This window comes from Enterobacter cloacae complex sp. P1B (assembly GCF_014982345.1).
In the GTDB taxonomy this organism is placed as follows: Bacteria; Pseudomonadota; Gammaproteobacteria; order Enterobacterales; family Enterobacteriaceae; genus Enterobacter; species Enterobacter bugandensis.
Genome location: NZ_JADCLF010000004.1, coordinates 151,949 through 170,668, shown reverse-complemented (window position 1 = coordinate 170,668; position 18,720 = coordinate 151,949). Strand labels below are relative to the sequence as shown.

Sequence of the window (18,720 nt, the reverse complement as noted above, 5' to 3'; positions counted from 1 at the left end):
AATCTGCCCGAAGGGCGAGGGGATCGTTACTCCTCCACCATCCGCGCATACTCTTCAGTAAGAAAATCCACCAGTGTTCTGACGGACGGCAGCAAACCTCGCCTGGAAGGATAAACAGCGTGAATCACTTCCCGTCGGGGTTCCCATGCGTCCAGCACCCTTACCAGTTCCCCGGATGCCAGCTGATCCTTGACCATCAAAATCGGCAGCTGCACCATGCCCACCCCCGCCATCGCCGCTTCACGCAGCGCCAGCATGTCGGTGGTAATAAAGCGCGGCGTGTAATGAATCGCGGCTTTCGCTCCCTCCGGCCCGCTCAGCTCCCATCTGTGCAGCTGCTTTCCCACCCCCATGCTCAAACCCGGCCACTCGCTCAGCTCAGAGGGCACGGCAGGGTGACCCATCCGCTCAATCAGCGCAGGGCTCGCCACCAGGCAGTGTCCCCTGTCTGCCAGCACTCTTAACACCAGGTCGCTGTCATCAAACGGACGTGGACGAACGCGGATCGCCACGTCAATACCCTCGCCCACCAGATCGACCCGTCGGTTGGTGGCCTCAAGCTGAAGATTGATCCCCGGATAGCGCGCCATAAACCGTGCCAGCATGGGACCCACATGCACGTGCAGCAAGGTGACCGGACAGGTGATCCTGACCACGCCGCGTGGCTCGGCCTGCAACGCCGCCACCGCCTCTTCCGCAGCTTCGGCCTCTACCAGCATGGCTTTACAGTGCTGATAGAACGTCTGCCCCACTTCCGTCACCGTAAACTGCCGGGTGGTACGCTGGATCAAACGCACGCCAAGGCGCTCTTCCAGCTGGGCAATCCGGCGGCTCAGTTTTGACTTGGGCTGATCGAGCGCCCGACCCGCCGCCGCAAATCCACCATGGTCCACCACCTTCACAAACCACGCGAAATCATTGAGATCCTGCATACGTCCTCATCGTTCCATATTCAGAACAGTGAATGTCATTTTCACTATCTACCGGGATATTAACCCTGAATATAAGCTAATTACATCAACAGAACATCAGGAGTTCATCATGAAAAACGTAACAGGCGTTTATACCGCACCTCGTCCGCACTGGGTCGGTGACGGTTTCCCGGTTCGTTCAATGTTTTCTTACCAGACGCACGGCGAGCCGCTGAGCCCGTTTCTGCTGCTGGACTATGCCGGACCGTACACCTTCCCGGCGGACGGCGCGAAACGCGGCGTGGGCGAGCATCCTCATCGCAGCTTTGAAACGGTGACCATCGTTTACGCGGGCGAAGTGGAGCATCGCGACTCCACCGGCAGAGGCGGCGTTATTGGCCCCGGCGACGTGCAGTGGATGACGGCGGGCGCAGGCATCCTGCACGAGGAGTTCCACTCCAGCGCCTTCGCGCAGAAAGGCGGTGTACTAAAAATGATGCAGCTGTGGGTCAACCTGCCCGCCAAAGACAAAATGGCGACGCCCGGATACCAGAGCATCACCAAAGCGGATATCCCGGTGGTCACGCTGCCGGATAACAGCGGCACGCTGCGGGTCATCGCCGGTCGCCTTGAGGACGTGACGGGCCCGGCCCATACCTTCTCACCGCTGAACGTCTGGGACATCGCGCTTAACCAGGGCAGCCATCTGACGCTCAACCAGCCCGAAGGCTGGAGCACGGCGCTGGTGGTACTTGAGGGCAGCGTAACGGTGAACGGCACCACGCCAGCGGGTGAAGCGCAGCTGGTTGTGCTAAGTCAGAGCGGTGAAAAGCTGCATCTGGAAGCGAACAGCGACGCGAAATTGCTGCTGATGGCCGGTGAGCCGCTGAATGAACCGATTGTGGGCTACGGCCCGTTTGTGATGAACAGTAAAACCGAGATCGCGGAAGCCATTCGTGATTTCAACTCCGGCCGCTTTGGCCAGATCTGAACGTAATTAAGGAGCGCAATATGTCTACCCCTGCAAACTTCAACGGTGCACGTCCCGTCATTGACGTAAATGATGCCGTCATGCTGCTTATCGACCACCAGAGCGGGCTGTTCCAGACCGTCGGCGACATGCCCATGCCGGAGCTGCGCGCCCGTGCGGCGGCGCTGGCAAAGATCGCCACGCTGGCGAAGATCCCGGTGATCACCACCGCCTCCGTTCCACAGGGACCGAACGGCCCGCTTATCCCGGAGATCCACGCCAACGCGCCGCATGCGCAGTATGTGGCCCGCAAAGGTGAGATCAACGCCTGGGATAACCCGGAATTCGTGGCGGCGGTAAAAGCTACCGGTCGCAAGACGTTAATTATTGCAGGCACGATCACCAGCGTCTGCATGGCCTTCCCGTCCATCAGCGCGGTGGCGGACGGATATAAAGTGTTTGCGGTGATTGATGCCTCCGGCACCTACAGCAAAATGGCGCAGGAGATCACCCTGGCCCGCGTGGTCCAGGCAGGCGTGGTGCCGATGGATACCGCCGCTGTGGCCTCTGAGATCCAGCGAACCTGGAACCGTGAAGATGCGGCTGAATGGGCTGAGGTATACACCCACATCTTCCCGGCCTACCAGCTGCTGATCGAAAGCTACGGCAAAGCGCAGGAGGTGGTGAAAAACAGCGAAGTGCTCGATTCGCAGCGTTAATCCTGCGCTGTACGCCATAAGCTGATTAAGGCTTAACCGAACAAGCACGAATGCAGAAAATCTGCTTGACCGCTTTCGCGCAACTCCCTATAGTAGCGCCCCGTTGCCCCCCCAAGCGGTCAGGCAGCAAAATAATATGGTGAGGTGTCCGAGTGGCTGAAGGAGCACGCCTGGAAAGTGTGTATACGGCAACGTATCGGGGGTTCGAATCCCCCCCTCACCGCCATATTTGAGATGAGAGCTCGTACGAAAGTACGGGCTTTTTTCTTTTATATTCTCGTAAGGGGGATGAGAACCCTCGACCGGGGTTCGACAACTGGCGCAGCCAGTTGGACAGACTGTGAGCAAAGCGAACAGGCTGCCCGCAGGGCGAGCGAAGCGAGTCAATCCCCCCCGTAGCTATATTCAGCTCGGTGCGGCCTGAGACCCTCACCCTAACCCTCTCCCCAGGGGAGAGGGAATAAAATGCACATAAAACAAAGCCCGGTTTCCCGGGCCTTGAACGCAACAGCAAACTCAGTAATACGCTTGCAGCGTCCGTTGACACAGCGCCGAGCGCACGCAGTCCTCTTTGGTGAAGCGTACCACCCCAATCATCTCATCTTCCTCAAAACGTGACATGGCGTCGCTGAGGCCGGACTTCACGCCCGACGGCAGGTCACACTGGGTAATATCGCCGTTGACGATAACCGTCACGTTCTCCCCGAGGCGCGTTAAAAACATCTTCATTTGCGCAGCGGTCACGTTCTGAGCCTCGTCGAGAATAACGACCGCATTTTCAAATGTACGTCCGCGCATATAGGCGAACGGCGCGATTTCCACCTTGCCAATCTCTGGTCGCAGGCAGTACTGCATAAAGGATGCACCCAGTCGCTTCACCAGCACGTCATAGACGGGCCTGAAGTACGGAGCAAACTTCTCCGAAATATCGCCGGGCAGGAAGCCGAGATCTTCATCAGCTTGCAGTACAGGACGGGTAACAATAATGCGCTCCACGTCCTTATGGATCAGCGCTTCCGCTGCTTTGGCTGCACTGATCCAGGTTTTCCCGCATCCGGCTTCGCCGGTTGCAAAGATGAGCTGTTTACTCTCGATAGCATTCAGGTAGTGCGCCTGAGCCTCATTGCGCGCCACAATTGGAGAATTATCACGGCTGTCTCTGGCCATGCCAATTGCTTCTACGCCACTCATCTGCACAAGCGAGGTGACCGATTCTTCTTCACGCTGTTTATGGCTACGTGAGTCCCGTCTCAGCACACGTTTTGCTTCGCGACGAGCTTTGATCACTGCTTTTTGTCTTCCCATGGATAGCACCTTGAGTTGTTGGTATTCATCACACGCGCCAGCTTCGGCACGATTATGCGCACGAACATCAGAGGGTTGGCTTCCTTGTAAGCCATTGCTTGCTTTATCAGATGACGATACAGAACGGCTACGCGCACCGGTCTGCACGTCGGTCGAATCAGATTCTTGAGGTGTGGGGGAGAATTTAGTGGTGAGGAAATCGCTGCCGGAGTCTGAGCCTCCGCGCCGGGTGCTGCGGTTGTTATGTTTACCTTGTCCAGTACAGGACGCAACCATTCGCGATCTCCATAGTGATTCAGCATCACTGCCGGGAACTACCGCTGTCTTATCTTAAGTACATCAGGAGTTATCATAAATGCAACATTTATTTTACCTGAATGCAACTTTTAAGACTGTTCCTGCAGCGGAATCAGTCTTATATATGAATATTACAGAAATATAACAATAAGATAGTCATATGAAAAAATAATGTCCCCGCGAACTATCGCAGGGACGATTATCAGGCTTCCATCAGACCTTGTGCGAGATACGCGCCAGCATCGTGCGCGCCGGGCAGGGCAAAGAAATAGCCGCCGCCGATGGGCTTAATATACTCTTCCAGCGCTTCGCCATTTAACCGCTTCTGCACGGTCAGGAAGCCTTTCTCCAGATCGTGCTGATAACAGACGAACAGCAGCCCCATATCAAGCTGGCCGGAATTGGTCACGCCCAGCGAATAGCTGTAGCCACGGCGCATCATCAGGCTGGACTGCGTCTCTTTGGTGCGCGGGTTGGCAAGGCGAATATGGCTGTCGAGCGCGATAACGTCGCCATCCGGGTCGTTCGCGTAGTTTGGCACATCATGCTCGTGCTTCATGCCCAGCGGCGCCCCGCTCTGCTTGTCGCGGCCAAAAATCGTCTGCTGCTCTTTCAACGGCGTGCGGTCCCAGAACTCCACGTGGAACTGAATAATACGCACAGCCTGGTAGCTGCCGCCCACCGCCCATGCGGGTTCCCCCTGATCTGCCGTCACCCACACCACGTCTTTCATCAGCGCCGCATCGCTGCTGTCCGGGTTGGCCGTGCCGTCCTTAAAGCCCAGCAGGTTAACCGGCGTCTCTTTGCCTTTGCTGCGGGCGGCGTGGTCAGAGATAAACCCTTCCCGCTTCCAGCGCACGCTCAGCAGATCCGGCGTGTGCTTGATGATATCGCGCAGGGCGTGGATCACCGTGTCCTGGGTATTGGCACAAATCTGCAGGAGCAGATCGCCGTGGCACAGCGCCGCGTCGAGGGAGTCATTCGGGAAGCGCGTCATCTTCTGCAGCGCGTTCGGCTTCTGTTTTGCCAGGCCGTAGCGGCCGTCAAACAGCGACTCCCCTACCGACACGGTAATGGTCAGGTTATCCGGCGCGATAAACGCCCCGAGGATACCGGAATCCATCGGCGGCAGGCGCGGGTTCGGCGTATCCGGTGCCGGCCCGCCCGCGGTAAGAAACGCGATGCGCGCCGTCAGCAGGCGGAACAGACGCTCCAGATCCGCCTTATCGCTGGCCAGCGAATCAAAGGCCACCAGCATCATGGAAGCCTGCTGCGGCGTGAGAATACCCGCCTGGTGCGCGCCATAAAACGGCTGGGTCTCCATGCGGGCATCCGGCGAGAGCGTACCGGGCGCGCTCTGCGGTTTCGCCGCATGCGCCACCGGGCAACCTCCCGCCAGGGCAAACGCGCCGCCCAGCGCCCCTACCCCTTTTAACAAACGACGTCGGGAAGGTTCCGCCACGTCGAATTCTTCGTGCTTGTTCATCGTGCTTAGTCCAGACCCAGTACGCCGCGCAGCAGGGAGAGATCTTCCGCCAGCGTCGTAATCGGGCCTTTCAGCGCGTTACGGTCGGCGTCGGTCAGCTTGTCGTAGGTTTCGAACCCGTCTTTGGTACGGTACTTCGCCAGGATGGTATCGACCTTTTTGAAGTTGGCATCCACTTTCGCCAGCAGTTCGCCGTTCTCTTTCTGCAGCTGAGGACGCAGCAGCTCGACAATCTTCTGCGCACCGTCGACGTTGGCCTGGAAGTCCCACAGGTCGGTATGGCTGTAGCGATCTTCTTCACCGCTGATTTTGCTCGCAGCCACTTCTTCAATCAGACCGGCCGCGCCGCCCACCACCTTCGACGGCGGGAAGGCCAGCTCGCTGATGCGCTTTTGCAGCTCCAGCACGTCGGTGTTCAGCTGCCCGGCGTATTTCTCCATTCCTTTGGTGGAGTCATCGCCAAACAGGGCTTTTTCCAGACGGTGGAAGCCGGTGAATTTCGGATCGGCGGCCTTCTGCTCGTAGTCATCTTCGCGGGCATCAATGCTGCCGTCGAGGTCAGAGAACAGCTCGGCAATCGGCTCGATGCGCTCGTAGTGCTGACGGGTTGGCGCGTACAGGGATTTCGCTTTTTCGATATCGCCCGCTTTCACGGCGTCGGTGAAGGCTTTGGTACCCGTGACCAGGTCCGCCGTCTCTTTGGTGACGTAGGCTTTATAGGCGGTGATGGCGTCGCCCAGGCTCAGCAGGGCCGTGCCTTTGGCCGCGTCCGCCGTCGCTGCACCTTTGACGATCAGCTTGCCTTTAGGGTTGGTCAGCAGGCCGCAGGTCATGTCGTATTCACCCGGCTGCAGGTTGGCGGTCATCTTCTGGCTGAAGCCCGGCGCGATGTTCTCGCGCTCTTCCACCACCATCACGCCTTTGAGGATCTCCCACTCCAGCGCCTTCTGGCTGTGGTTCTGAATGATAAACTGGGTTTTACCGCTGTTAACCGTGATGGTCATCGGCTCGCACTGCTTATCGTTAACGGTGACTTTTACCTGCGGAATATCCGCAGCCTGCGCAGCGAATGCAGAAGCGAACAGCGCGGCAATGCCTGCGCACAATGCACTACGACGAAACTGAATTGCCATGACTCTTCCCTTAAAAAGTATGTTGTAACTAAAACAGTAATTACGGCGCAACGCGCGACGCCTGCGAACCGGTACGCGGCGGCATCGCGAACAGCACCAGCGCCGGAACCAGATAGATAAAGTACATCGCCACTTCGCTGACGCTCGGCGTTTCCTGGTAGCCGAAGATGCCTTCGAGCAGGGTGCCGGTCAGTGAATGGGTGGAGAGAACGTTGCTGAGATCGAACGCCACGTCCTGGAAGTGGTTCCACAGGCCCGCCTCGTGGAAGGCGCGGATCGCCCCTGCCGCCAGCCCCGCGGCCACCAGCAGAATGAACAGGCTGGTCCACTTAAAGAAGGCGCCCAGGTTGAGGCGAATGCCGCCCCAGTAGAGCAGAAAACCCAGCACCACCGCCGTTGCCAGACCGAGCATGGCACCCAGCGGCGGCCAGATGCCCACATCCTGCTGGAATGCCGCCAGCAGGAAGAAAACCGATTCCAGACCCTCGCGTGCCACGGCGAAAAAGACCATCATAATCAGCGCCCAGCCGTGGTGATTCCCCTTCTGCAGGGCGTTATCCACCGCCTGCTCCAGCTGCACCTTCACGTTGCGGGAAACTTTGCGCATCCAGAAGACCATCCACGTCAGTATGAACACCGCAATCACGGCGACGATACCTTCAAACAGCTCCTGCTCTTTCTGCGGGAATTCGCCGGTGGTTTCATTGATGAGGATACCTAAGCCCAGGCAGAGCGCCGCGGCAAGGAATACGCCAACCCACATCACGCCAATCCAGCGCCCACGCTGGGTGCGCTTGAGATAGCTGGCGATAAGGCTGACAATCAGGGCCGCTTCAAGGCCTTCACGTAACATAATGAGAAATGGAACAAACATGCCGACACCTTAAATGTTTATCGCGGTCAACTGATGCAAAGAAAGGTAAATTCTTGTGATAGTGATTATCATTACGGCGGAAGGAAACACAAGCGAAATGTGTGGTGATTTGATGACGAGTTGTAAACTCAAAGCCTGTTAATAGTTGCCACCGTTACCGTTAAGTTTATAAGTTATAATTAAAATGCCCATTTACGGTTAACTAGTGCTGTGGCTAAATATCCGCCTCAAAAACCAACCGAAAATATTCCATGTTTAAGATTGTCCATTTCCTGCTGGCGCTGGTGATTATTCTTGCGCTTGCCTGGCTGGTGAGTTTCGACCGCCGAAAAATTCGCATTCGTTATGTTTTACAGCTGATTGTTATTGAAATTGCCCTGGCGTTCTTTTTCCTGCACGCCGAAAGCGGGCTATTCCTGATTAAATACGTTTCCGGCTTCTTTGAGTCACTGCTGAAATTTGCCTCGGAAGGGACGAATTTCGTCTTTGGCGGAATGGGAGAAAAAGGGCTGGCGTTTATTTTCCTCGGCGTGCTGTGTCCGATTATTTTTATTTCCGCACTGATTGGTATTCTCCAGCACTGGCGGATCCTGCCGATTTTTATTCGAATCATCGGGACGCTGCTGTCAAAGCTGAACGGCATGGGCAAGCTGGAATCGTTCAACGCGGTGAGCTCGCTGATCCTCGGCCAGTCGGAAAACTTCATTGCCTATAAAGGCGTGCTGGGGGATCTCTCCTCGCGTCGTCTGTTCACCATGGCGGCCACGGCCATGTCGACGGTCTCCCTGTCGATTGTCGGTGCCTATATGACCATGCTCGACGCCAAATTTGTCGTTGCCGCGCTGATCCTGAACATGTTCAGCACCTTTATTATTCTCTCGGTCATTAACCCGGTGCGTCCGGAAGCCGAACCGGATATCAAGCTGGAAAAACTGCACGAATCCCAGAGCTTCTTTGAAATGCTGGGCGAGTATATTCTGGCCGGTTTTAAGGTGGCGATGATTATTCTGGCGATGCTGATTGGCTTTATCGCCCTCATCAGCGCCGTTAACGCCCTCTTCTCCAGCGTATTCGGCATGAGCTTCCAGCAGATCCTGGGCTATGTGTTTTATCCGCTGGCGTGGCTTATCGGGATTCCGCTGAGCGATGCGTTAAACGCGGGCAGCATTATGGCAACCAAGCTGGTGGCGAATGAATTTGTGGCGATGATTGAGCTGCAAAAAATTGCTCATGAAATGTCACCGCGCGGGTTGGGTATTTTGTCCGTCTTCCTCGTCTCGTTTGCCAACTTCGCCTCCATCGGCATCGTCGCCGGGGCGATTAAGGGGCTGAACGAGCAGCAGGGCAACGTGGTGTCGCGGTTTGGTCTGCGCCTGGTATACGGTGCGACGCTGGTGAGCCTGCTGTCGGCGAGCTTTGCGGGATTAGTGCTGTAAATTGCTTTGCTACAAAACAACAACGGCGGGTTATCCCGCCGTTTTTGTTAAAACTGTACGCACACCGGCTGGTCGACCCGCATCACCGACTCCTGTGCGAAACGAGACTTATAGATCCCGCGCAACGCTTCGATGTTCTTCTCGCTCTGCGCATCTTTACCGTGGATCAGCATCAGCGCCTTGCTCGGTTCACGCGCCACTTTTCCGTCGTTGCCCAGCCACTGCCCGCGCGCATCAAACACCGTTAAGCCATCGCGAAAACGCGGCGTCACGTCCTGGTCAACAAACTGCTGCCACTCGCTGCCGGTAATCTGCGCCCCTGCCGGGCGATTCAAGCCGAAATAGAGCGTGGTTTGCTGCATCTGGTTATCCGCTTTGCAGGTCTCTACCGCCGCATGTTGCGATGGCGCGTTGCAGCCCGCCAGCATCAATAATGCCGCTGCCATTACCCCTGTTTTGATGGTCATGTGTCGCTATCCTCATTGTTATAAGCACATGGATATCACAGGAAAATACGGATTTTGGCAAGAAAAAAGCCGGGTGGCGCTTGCGCTTACCCGGCCTACGGTACTGCGTGAGAAAATTATTCTGCCTGAAGCTTAGTCGGCGGCGCAGTGTGGTAGTGCGCATCCGCTTCCGCAAAGCGCTTCTGCATAGAGGCAGACGGCGCTTTACCCAGCAGGCTGAACACCACAATACCGATGCTGCCGAAGATGAAGCCCGGAATGATTTCGTACAGGCCCAGCCACGCGAACTGCTTCCAGACGATGACGGTCACCGCACCGATGATCATCCCCGCCAGCGCGCCGTTGCGGGTCATGCGTGACCACATGACGGAGAACAGCACCACCGGCCCAAACGCGGCACCGAAGCCCGCCCACGCGTAGCTCACGAGACCCAGCACGCGGTTTTCCGGGTTGGCTGCCAGCGCAATGGCTACCAGCGCCACCACCAGCACCATAAAGCGCCCTACCCACACCAGCTCTTTCTGGCTCGCATTTTTACGCAGGAAGGCCTTGTAGAGGTCTTCGGTGATTGCACTGGAGCAAACCAGCAGCTGACAGCTCAGGGTGGACATCACCGCCGCCAGGATCGCGGAGAGCAAAATACCGGCAATCCACGGGTTAAACAGAATCTGCGCCAGCTCGATGAACACGCGCTCGGCGTTCTGGTTCACCGCGCCCGCCTGCGCCGGGTTATTGCTGAAGTAGGCGATACCGAAGAAGCCGACCGCACACGCGCCCGCCAGACACAGGATCATCCACGTCATGCTGATGCGACGCGCGTGAACGATGGTGTGATGAGAATCCGCCGCCATAAAGCGCGCCAGAATGTGCGGCTGACCGAAGTAGCCCAGGCCCCAGCCCATCAGGGAGACGATGGCAACGAAATTCAGCCCTTTCAGCATGTCGACGTTTTCGATGCTCTTCTGCTTGATCACTTCCAGTGAATCGCCAAAGCCGCCAACGGTGAAAATCACAATCACCGGGGTCAGGATCAGGGCGAAGATCATCAGGCTCGCCTGCACGGTGTCGGTCCAGCTTACTGCCAGGAACCCGCCCACGAAGGTATAGAGGATGGTTGCCGCGGCACCGGCCCACAGGGCGGTTTCATAGCTCATGCCGAAGGTGCTTTCGAACAGTCGCGCACCCGCCACGATGCCGGAGGCGCAGTAGATGGTGAAGAACAGCAGGATCACCACCGCGGAGATAATGCGCAGAATGCGGCTGTTATCTTCAAAGCGTCCGGTGAAGTAATCTGGCAGCGTCAGGGCGTTGTTGTTGGCTTCGGTATGCACGCGCAGACGGCCTGCCACCAGCTTCCAGTTGATCCATGCGCCGACGGTCAGGCCGATGGCGATCCAGCTTTCGGAAATACCAGAGATGAAAATCGCGCCCGGCAGCCCCATCAGCAGCCAGCCGCTCATGTCGGATGCGCCCGCAGAGAGCGCGGTGACCATTGGGCCTAAGCTGCGCCCGCCAAGGATGTAGTCGTCAAAGTTTTTAGTGGAACGCCATGCCAAAAACCCTATCAGGATCATGCCAAAAATATAAACGAGAAATGTCACCAGCATCGGTGTGCTAATAGCCATTCAAATTCTCCAAAATGTCGAGCGACAACCGTCCGGGTTGCCTTGTTATGTCATCACCGGAACGTAGTGATGTGTGTATGTGTTTCCGTTGGGCGCGCTATCCTGCCGTATACGCTTCCCACTGACAAACGATTTAACACTGCATTTACATGAATTTCATCCCTGGTTTTATACGTCTTTCCTATAGGTTGCACTCGCTCACATTTATACGGGTTGCACCTTTTAAAAGTGTTAAGCACCGCATAAAAACAGGCTTCGCATGCAGAAGCCAGCGCTTTTTTCCAGCTAACTATTCGTTAACAATCCATTCATTTTCCAGCTTGCAAACCAGGTCACATTTAACACGGTTGCACAAAGTTGCAACATGGTGGATATTTCACGCTATCAACAGAACGCTATTACAGAACAACAGGAGTTTTGGCATGGGGATGACCACCATGGGGGTTAAGCTGGATGACGCGACCCGCGAACGGATTAAGACCGCAGCAACCCGCATTGATCGCACACCGCACTGGTTAATCAAGCAGGCGATTTTTAACTATCTGGAAAGGCTGGAAAGCGAAGACGGCCTGCCGGAGCTGCCTGCCCTGCTGGCGGGCGCAGCGAACGAAAGCGAAGACGCCGCGACGGCGGTGGAAGAGAACCACCAGCCGTTCCTCGAATTTGCCGAGCAGATCCTGCCGCAGTCCGTCAGCCGCGCCGCCATTACCGGGGCTTACCGCCGCGCCGAAACCGACGCCGTGCCGATGCTGCTGGAGCAGGCCCGCCTGCCGGAAGCCATTGCCGCCCAGGCGCACAGCCTGGCGTATCAGTTAGCCGACAAGCTGCGCAACCAGAAAACCGCCACCGGCCGCGCCGGGATGGTGCAGGGCCTGTTGCAGGAGTTCTCCCTCTCCTCACAGGAAGGCGTGGCGCTGATGTGCCTGGCGGAAGCGCTGCTGCGTATTCCGGATAAAGCTACCCGCGACGCGCTGATCCGCGACAAGATCAGCAACGGCAACTGGCACTCCCACATTGGCCGCAGCCCGTCGCTGTTCGTCAACGCCGCCACCTGGGGTCTGCTGTTTACCGGCAAGCTGGTCTCCACCCATAACGAAGCCAACCTGTCACGCTCTCTGAACCGCATTATCGGCAAGAGCGGCGAGCCGCTGATCCGCAAGGGCGTGGACATGGCGATGCGCCTGATGGGCGAGCAATTCGTCACCGGGGAAACCATTGCCGAAGCGCTGGCGAATGCCCGCAAGCTGGAAGACAAAGGTTTCCGCTACTCCTATGACATGCTGGGCGAAGCGGCGCTCACCGCCGCCGACGCGCAGGCCTACATGGTCTCTTACCAGCAGGCGATCCACGCCATCGGTAAAGCGTCCAACGGTCGCGGTATTTATGAAGGCCCGGGCATCTCTATTAAGCTCTCTGCCCTGCACCCGCGCTACAGCCGCGCGCAGTACGACCGGGTGATGGAAGAGCTCTATCCGCGCCTGAAGTCCCTGACCCTGCTGGCGCGCCAGTATGACATCGGCATTAATATCGACGCCGAAGAGGCTGACCGTCTGGAGATCTCCCTCGATCTGCTGGAAAAATTGTGCTTCGAGCCGGAACTGGCAGGCTGGAACGGGATTGGTTTCGTTATTCAGGCCTACCAGAAACGCTGTCCGTTCGTCATTGATTACCTGATTGACCTGGCCAGCCGCAGCCGTCGCCGCCTGATGATCCGTCTGGTGAAAGGCGCCTACTGGGACAGCGAAATCAAACGCGCCCAGATTGAAGGTCTGGAAGGCTATCCGGTCTATACCCGCAAGGTCTACACCGACGTCTCTTACCTCGCGTGCGCGAAAAAACTGCTCGGCGTGCCGAACCTGATTTATCCGCAGTTCGCGACCCACAACGCCCATACCCTGGCGGCGATCTACAGCCTGGCCGGGCAGAACTACTATCCGGGCCAGTACGAGTTCCAGTGCCTGCACGGCATGGGCGAACCGCTGTACGAGCAGGTCACCGGTAAAGTGGCGGACGGCAAGCTGAACCGCCCGTGCCGTATCTATGCGCCGGTGGGCACCCACGAAACCCTGCTGGCGTACCTGGTGCGTCGTCTGCTGGAGAACGGGGCGAACACCTCCTTCGTTAACCGCATCGCAGACACCACGCTGCCGCTCGACGAACTGGTGGCCGATCCGGTGCAGGCCGTTGAGAAGCTGGCGGCGCAGGAAGGCCAGATTGGTCTGCCGCATCCGAAAATTGCCCTGCCGCGCGAGCTTTACGGCGCGGGCCGCGTCAACTCGGCGGGCCTGGATCTGGCGAACGAACACCGTCTGGCGTCGCTCTCCTCTGCCCTGCTCAACAGCGCATTGCAGAAGTGGCAGGCCAAACCGATCCTTGAGCAGTCCGTTGAGGACGGTGAAATGCAGCCGGTGATCAACCCGGCAGAGCCGAAGGACATCGTCGGCTACGCGCGTGAAGCAACCGAAGCGGAAGTGGAACAGGCGCTGGAGAGCGCGGTGAACAACGCGCCAATCTGGTTCGCCACCCCGCCGCAGGAGCGTGCCGCCATTCTGGAACGTGCCGCGGTGCTGATGGAAGATCAGATGCAGCAGCTCATCGGCATTCTGGTGCGTGAGGCGGGGAAAACCTTCAGCAACGCCATCGCCGAAGTGCGTGAGGCGGTCGACTTCCTGCACTACTACGCCGGTCAGGTGCGCGATGATTTCGACAACGAAACGCACCGTCCGCTCGGTCCGGTGGTCTGTATCAGCCCGTGGAACTTCCCGCTGGCCATCTTCACCGGCCAGATTGCCGCCGCCCTTGCCGCAGGCAACAGCGTGCTGGCGAAACCGGCAGAGCAAACCCCGCTGATTGCCGCCCAGGGCATCAACATTCTTCTGGAAGCCGGCGTACCGGCGGGCGTGGTGCAACTGCTGCCTGGGCGCGGTGAAACGGTGGGCGCCAAACTCACCTCCGATAACCGCGTGCGCGGCGTGATGTTTACCGGTTCGACCGAAGTGGCCTCCCTGCTGCAACGCAACATCGCCACCCGTCTGGATGCGCAGGGTCGTCCTACCCCGCTTATCGCCGAAACCGGCGGCATGAACGCCATGATTGTTGACTCCTCCGCCCTCACCGAGCAGGTGGTTGTTGACGTGCTGGCCTCCGCCTTCGACAGCGCCGGTCAGCGCTGCTCCGCCCTGCGCGTGCTGTGCTTACAGGATGACGTGGCTGACCACACGCTGAAGATGCTGCGCGGCGCAATGGCGGAATGCCGCATGGGCAACCCGGGCCGTCTCACCACCGACATCGGGCCGGTGATCGACGCGGAAGCCAAAGCCAACATTGAAAACCACATTCAGGCCATGCGCGCCAAAGGCCGTCCGGTGTTCCAGGCGGTGCGCGAGAACAGCGAAGATGCCCGCGAGTGGCAGACAGGCACCTTCGTGCCGCCTACGCTGATTGAGCTGGCAAGCTTCGACGAGCTGAAAAAAGAGGTCTTCGGCCCGGTGCTGCACGTGGTGCGTTACAACCGTAACAACCTCAACGCGCTTATCGACCAGATCAACGCCTCCGGCTACGGCCTGACGCTCGGCGTGCATACCCGTATCGACGAGACCATTGCGCAGGTCACCGGCACGGCCAAAGTCGGCAACCTGTACGTCAACCGCAACATGGTTGGCGCGGTCGTGGGCGTGCAGCCGTTCGGCGGCGAAGGCCTCTCCGGTACGGGTCCGAAAGCGGGCGGCCCGCTCTACCTGTATCGTCTGCTGGCGAACCGTCCGGAAAATGCGCTGGGCGTGACGCTGGCGCGTCAGGACGCTGAATATCCGGTGGATGCGCAGGTGAAAGCCGTGCTGACCCAGCCGCTGGAGGCGCTGATCGCATGGGCGGAAAAACGTCCTGAGCTGCGTGCGGTTGCCCAGCAGTACGGCGAGCTGGCGCAGGCCGGTACCCAGCGCCTGCTGCCGGGGCCAACCGGCGAGCGCAACACCTGGACGCTGATGCCGCGCGAGCACGTACTGTGCGTGGCGGATAACGAGCAGGACGCGCTGGTACAGCTGGCCGCGGCGATGGCCACCGGGTGTGAAGTGCTGTGGCCGGACGATGCGCTGCATCGCGATCTCGCCAAACAGCTGCCGAAAGCGGTTTCGGCTCGCATTCGCTTTGCGAAAGCCGATGCCCTGCTGACCCAGCCGTTTGACGCGGTGATTTATCACGGTGATTCCGACCAGCTGCGCGAGCTGTGCGAGCAGGTGGCGGCCCGCAGCGGGGCGATTGTTTCCATGCAGGGCTTCGCCCGCGGGGAAACCAACCTGCTGCTGGAGCGTCTGTACGTGGAGCGCTCGCTCAGCGTCAACACCGCGGCGGCGGGCGGTAACGCCAGCCTGATGACAATCGGCTAACGCTGTGCTAATAAGGCTCCGGAGACGGAGCCTTATTTTATTGGGGAGTATATGAAACGATATCTTATCGCCGGTGCGGCACTGCTGCTCAGCGCCAGCGCGCTGGCCAACGAGTGCGACAACGCGACCACCCAGCTTGAACTGAACAGCTGTAGCGCGCAGCAGTACCAGGCAGCCGATAAAAAACTCAACCAGACCTACCAGGCCGCCATCAAACGCGCGGCGGCCCCCCAGCGCGACCTGCTGAAAAAAGCGCAACAGGCGTGGATTACCCTGCGCGACGCGGACTGCGCGTTTATCGGTTCGGGGACGGAAGGCGGGAGCGTCCAGCCAATGATTGTTAACCAGTGCCTGGCGGAAAAAACCGTGGAGCGCGAGGCGTTTCTGGCCTCGCTGATGCAGTGTGAAGAGGGCGACTTAAGCTGCCCTCTCCCGCCGGGCAATTAACGCACGCGGATCCCTTCGATAATCATCCGCTGCACGTTTTCGAGGGTGCTCTGGAAAAACGCCTCGTCCTGGAGCGTTTTACCGGTTACCGCCTCGACCTGGGCCGCAAAGTCAGCGTAATGCTGGGTAGCGGCCCAAATCATAAAGATCAGGTGCTGCGGGTCGACCGGGGCCAGCTTTCCGCTGGCAACCCATCCGGCGATAATCGCCGACTTATCGTCCACCAGCTGCTTTAAATCCCCCGTCAGCTCCGCCTGCAGCAGCGGCGCGCCCTGCAGCATCTCAAGACAAAACAGCCTTGACGCCTGCGGGTAATCGCGCGACACCTCGAGCTTCAGGCGAATGTACTCCTCGATAGCCACCAGCGGGGCCAGCTCTTCGCGAAATGCCTTGAGCGGCGCCAGCCAGATATCGAGGATCTGCTGCATCACCGCCACATACAGCGCCTCTTTCGACGGGTAATAGTAGAGCAGATTGGTTTTAGACACCCCGGACTGCTCCGCCACCTGCTCCAGGCGCGTGCCGTGAATGCCAAACTGTGAAAAGGTCTCCAGCGCGGCGCTGAGGATCGCCTGCTTCTTGGCGCTCACCGCCTGCGAACGTTTTCCGGGTGTTTTCACTGCGCCTTGTGTCATTTCCGCTCTCCATTTTCTTTCCTGCGCTCAGCATAGCAAAACCCCCGCCTCGCCACGACCTTCTGCACTCCCATCGCGCATGAGTGCCTGTTTTCTGTGCAATGTTTTTGACCATTTAGTCCACATTTAGCGGCATCAATCCCTCAACCTTTGATTAACACATTAATAACACAGGCGTTTTCAAAACTGGCATTGCCTTTGCAAAACCACCGTTACACCTGCGACGTAATGAAGAGAGGTTCGTGATGAAAATTGGCGTATTTGTACCCATCGGCAACAACGGCTGGCTTATCTCGACCACTGCACCGCAGTACATGCCGACCTTTGAGCTGAACAAAGCCATCGTGCAGAAAGCGGAGCACTACCATTTCGACTTTGCGCTTTCGATGATCAAGCTGCGCGGCTTTGGCGGCAAAACGGAATTCTGGGATCACAACCTGGAGTCCTTCACACTGATGGCCGGGCTGGCAGCGGTTACCTCGCGGATCCAGATCTACGCCACCGCGGCCACCCTCACCCTTCCGCCCGCGATCGTGGCACGCATGGCCTCCACCATCGACTCCATCTCCGGCGGGCGCTTTGGCGTTAACCTGGTCACCGGCTGGCAAAAACCGGAGTACGAGCAGATGGGACTCTGGCCGGGGGACGATTACTTCTCCCGTCGCTACGACTACCTGACCGAATACGTACAGGTGCTGCGCGACCTGTGGGGCACCGGCAAAAGCGACTTCAAAGGCGACTTCTTTACCATGAACGACTGCCGCGTCAGCCCGCAGCCGTCGGTGCCGATGAAGGTGATTTGCGCCGGGCAGAGCGACGCGGGGATGGAATTCTCCGCGAAATATGCTGACTTCAACTTCTGCTTCGGCAAAGGCGTTAACACCCCTGCCGCCTTTGCCCCGACCGCGGCACGCATGAAGGAGGCCGCCGACAAAACCGGGCGCGACGTGGGCTCGTACGTGCTGTTCATGGTCATTGCCGACGAAACGGACGACGCCGCGCGCGCCAAATGGGAGCGGTATAAGGACGGCGCTGACGACGAAGCCCTGAGCTGGCTTACCGAGCAGAGCCAGAAAGACACCCGTTCCGGCGCAGACACCAACGTGCGCCAGATGGCCGACCCGACCTCCGCCGTCAATATCAACATGGGCACGCTGGTCGGCTCGTATGCCAGCGTTGCCAGGATGCTCGACGAAGTGGCGGCCGTACCCGGCGCGGAGGGCGTCCTGCTGACCTTCGATGATTTCCTCACCGGCGTGGAAACCTTCGGCGAGCGCATCCAGCCGCTGATGCAGTGCCGCGCCCATATCCCTGCCGTCACGAAGGAGGTGGCGTAATGACGACCTTAAACGCTCGCCCGGAAGCCATCACCTTTGCGCCGCAGCAGAGCGCGCTGATCGTGGTGGACATGCAAAACGCCTATGCCAGCAAGGGCGGTTATCTGGATCTGGCGGGGTTCGACGTCTCCGCCACAAGGCCGGTGATCGAGAACATCAAAACCGCCGTCGCCGCCGCGCGCGCGGCGGGAATGCTCATCATCTGGTTCCAGAACGGCTGGGATGACCAGTACGTCGAGGCCGGGGGCCCCGGCTCGCCCAACTTCCACAAGTCGAACGCCCTGAAAACCATGCGCAAGCGGCCCGAACTGCAGGGCAAGCTGCTGGCCAAAGGCGGCTGGGATTATCAGCTGGTGGACGAGCTGGTCCCGCAGGCGGGTGATATCGTCCTGCCGAAACCGCGCTACAGCGGCTTTTTCAATACCCCGCTCGACAGCCTGCTGCGCAGCCGGGGCATTCGCCACCTGGTGTTCACTGGCATTGCCACCAACGTGTGCGTGGAATCGACCCTGCGCGACGGCTTTTTCCTCGAGTATTTCGGCGTGGTGCTGGAAGACGCCACCCACCAGGCCGGGCCGGAATTCGCCCAAAAGGCAGCTTTGTTCAATATCGAAACCTTTTTTGGCTGGGTCAGTAACGTTGCGGATTTCTGCGACGCCCTGAATCCTCCGCTCGCCCGTATCGCCTGAGGAG

The 18,720-nt window shown here is 58.6% G+C and carries 15 protein-coding genes and 1 tRNA gene; 8 read left to right on the top strand and 8 right to left on the bottom strand.

The window, feature by feature from the left end:
- Positions 1–26 precede the first annotated feature (26 nt).
- On the bottom strand, positions 27–932 hold the full coding sequence (locus INF77_RS03750) for a LysR family transcriptional regulator (protein WP_193532728.1): 906 nt from the start codon (positions 930–932) through the stop codon (positions 27–29).
- Positions 933–1,041: 109 nt separating this feature from the next.
- Here INF77_RS03750 and INF77_RS03745 point away from each other — a divergent pair, with 109 nt between their 5' ends.
- The 3 genes from INF77_RS03745 (at position 1,042) to INF77_RS03735 (ending at position 2,826) form a co-directional block, all read left to right on the top strand.
- The gene (locus tag INF77_RS03745) at positions 1,042–1,902 is read left to right on the top strand and encodes a pirin family protein (protein ID WP_193532727.1); all 861 of its coding nucleotides are present in this window, start codon (positions 1,042–1,044) and stop codon (positions 1,900–1,902) included.
- A gap of 20 nt (positions 1,903–1,922) precedes the next feature.
- The gene (locus INF77_RS03740; RefSeq protein ID WP_025755865.1) at positions 1,923–2,600 is read left to right on the top strand and encodes an isochorismatase family protein; all 678 of its coding nucleotides are present in this window, start codon (positions 1,923–1,925) and stop codon (positions 2,598–2,600) included.
- Positions 2,601–2,738: 138 nt separating this feature from the next.
- Positions 2,739–2,826 (top strand) — tRNA-Ser (locus tag INF77_RS03735).
- 290 nt (positions 2,827–3,116) lie between these two features.
- Here the strand turns inward: INF77_RS03735 and phoH are convergent.
- The 4 genes from phoH to efeU form a co-directional block, all read right to left on the bottom strand.
- Positions 3,117–3,905 (bottom strand): phosphate starvation-inducible protein PhoH, encoded by a 789-nt coding sequence (phoH, locus tag INF77_RS03730; protein ID WP_024908976.1) that lies wholly within the window; start codon positions 3,903–3,905, stop codon positions 3,117–3,119.
- Positions 3,906–4,404: 499 nt separating this feature from the next.
- Positions 4,405–5,688 (bottom strand): iron uptake transporter deferrochelatase/peroxidase subunit, encoded by a 1,284-nt coding sequence (gene efeB, locus INF77_RS03725; protein ID WP_193532726.1) that lies wholly within the window; start codon positions 5,686–5,688, stop codon positions 4,405–4,407.
- Between the two features lie 5 nt (positions 5,689–5,693).
- Positions 5,694–6,821 (bottom strand): iron uptake system protein EfeO, encoded by a 1,128-nt coding sequence (gene efeO / locus INF77_RS03720; RefSeq protein ID WP_193532725.1) that lies wholly within the window; start codon positions 6,819–6,821, stop codon positions 5,694–5,696.
- A 40-nt stretch (positions 6,822–6,861) separates the two neighbouring features.
- Positions 6,862–7,695, bottom strand: coding sequence for an iron uptake transporter permease EfeU (gene efeU, locus INF77_RS03715; protein WP_028012665.1), 834 nt, complete (start codon positions 7,693–7,695; stop codon positions 6,862–6,864).
- 251 nt (positions 7,696–7,946) lie between these two features.
- Between efeU and INF77_RS03710 the strand changes: the two genes are divergently transcribed.
- On the top strand, positions 7,947–9,131 hold the full coding sequence (locus INF77_RS03710) for a NupC/NupG family nucleoside CNT transporter (protein ID WP_047368266.1): 1,185 nt from the start codon (positions 7,947–7,949) through the stop codon (positions 9,129–9,131).
- A gap of 47 nt (positions 9,132–9,178) precedes the next feature.
- Here INF77_RS03710 and INF77_RS03705 read toward each other — a convergent pair whose 3' ends face one another.
- Positions 9,179–9,598 carry a DUF3574 domain-containing protein gene (locus tag INF77_RS03705; protein WP_028012663.1) on the bottom strand — a complete coding sequence of 140 codons (420 nt, stop codon included), beginning with the start codon at positions 9,596–9,598 and terminating at the stop codon, positions 9,179–9,181.
- Between the two features lie 116 nt (positions 9,599–9,714).
- Positions 9,715–11,223 carry a sodium/proline symporter PutP gene (gene putP, locus INF77_RS03700; RefSeq protein WP_045261668.1) on the bottom strand — a complete coding sequence of 503 codons (1,509 nt, stop codon included), beginning with the start codon at positions 11,221–11,223 and terminating at the stop codon, positions 9,715–9,717.
- Between the two features lie 422 nt (positions 11,224–11,645).
- Here putP and putA point away from each other — a divergent pair, with 422 nt between their 5' ends.
- Positions 11,646–15,608: a trifunctional transcriptional regulator/proline dehydrogenase/L-glutamate gamma-semialdehyde dehydrogenase gene (gene putA, locus INF77_RS03695; protein ID WP_193532724.1), complete on the top strand. Its 3,963-nt coding sequence runs from the start codon at positions 11,646–11,648 to the stop codon at positions 15,606–15,608.
- 51 nt (positions 15,609–15,659) lie between these two features.
- Complete coding sequence (locus INF77_RS03690) at positions 15,660–16,055, top strand: lysozyme inhibitor LprI family protein (RefSeq protein ID WP_100170492.1); 396 nt, start codon at positions 15,660–15,662, stop codon at positions 16,053–16,055.
- Here INF77_RS03690 and rutR read toward each other — a convergent pair.
- Entirely contained in the window at positions 16,052–16,690 is a 639-nt protein-coding gene (gene rutR, locus INF77_RS03685; RefSeq protein ID WP_028012659.1) for an HTH-type transcriptional regulator RutR, read from the bottom strand. The two genes, INF77_RS03690 and rutR, sit on opposite strands and share 4 nt — an antisense overlap.
- 245 nt (positions 16,691–16,935) lie before the next feature.
- Here rutR and rutA point away from each other — a divergent pair, with 245 nt between their 5' ends.
- Both rutA and rutB read left to right on the top strand, forming a co-directional pair.
- Positions 16,936–18,027 carry a pyrimidine utilization protein A gene (rutA, locus tag INF77_RS03680; protein ID WP_041910549.1) on the top strand — a complete coding sequence of 364 codons (1,092 nt, stop codon included), beginning with the start codon at positions 16,936–16,938 and terminating at the stop codon, positions 18,025–18,027.
- A complete protein-coding gene (gene rutB, locus INF77_RS03675) occupies positions 18,027–18,716 on the top strand; it encodes a pyrimidine utilization protein B (RefSeq protein WP_193532723.1) in 690 nt (229 codons plus the stop codon). The genes rutA and rutB overlap by 1 nt, the downstream gene beginning before the upstream one ends.
- The last annotated feature ends 4 nt before the right edge of the window (positions 18,717–18,720 follow it).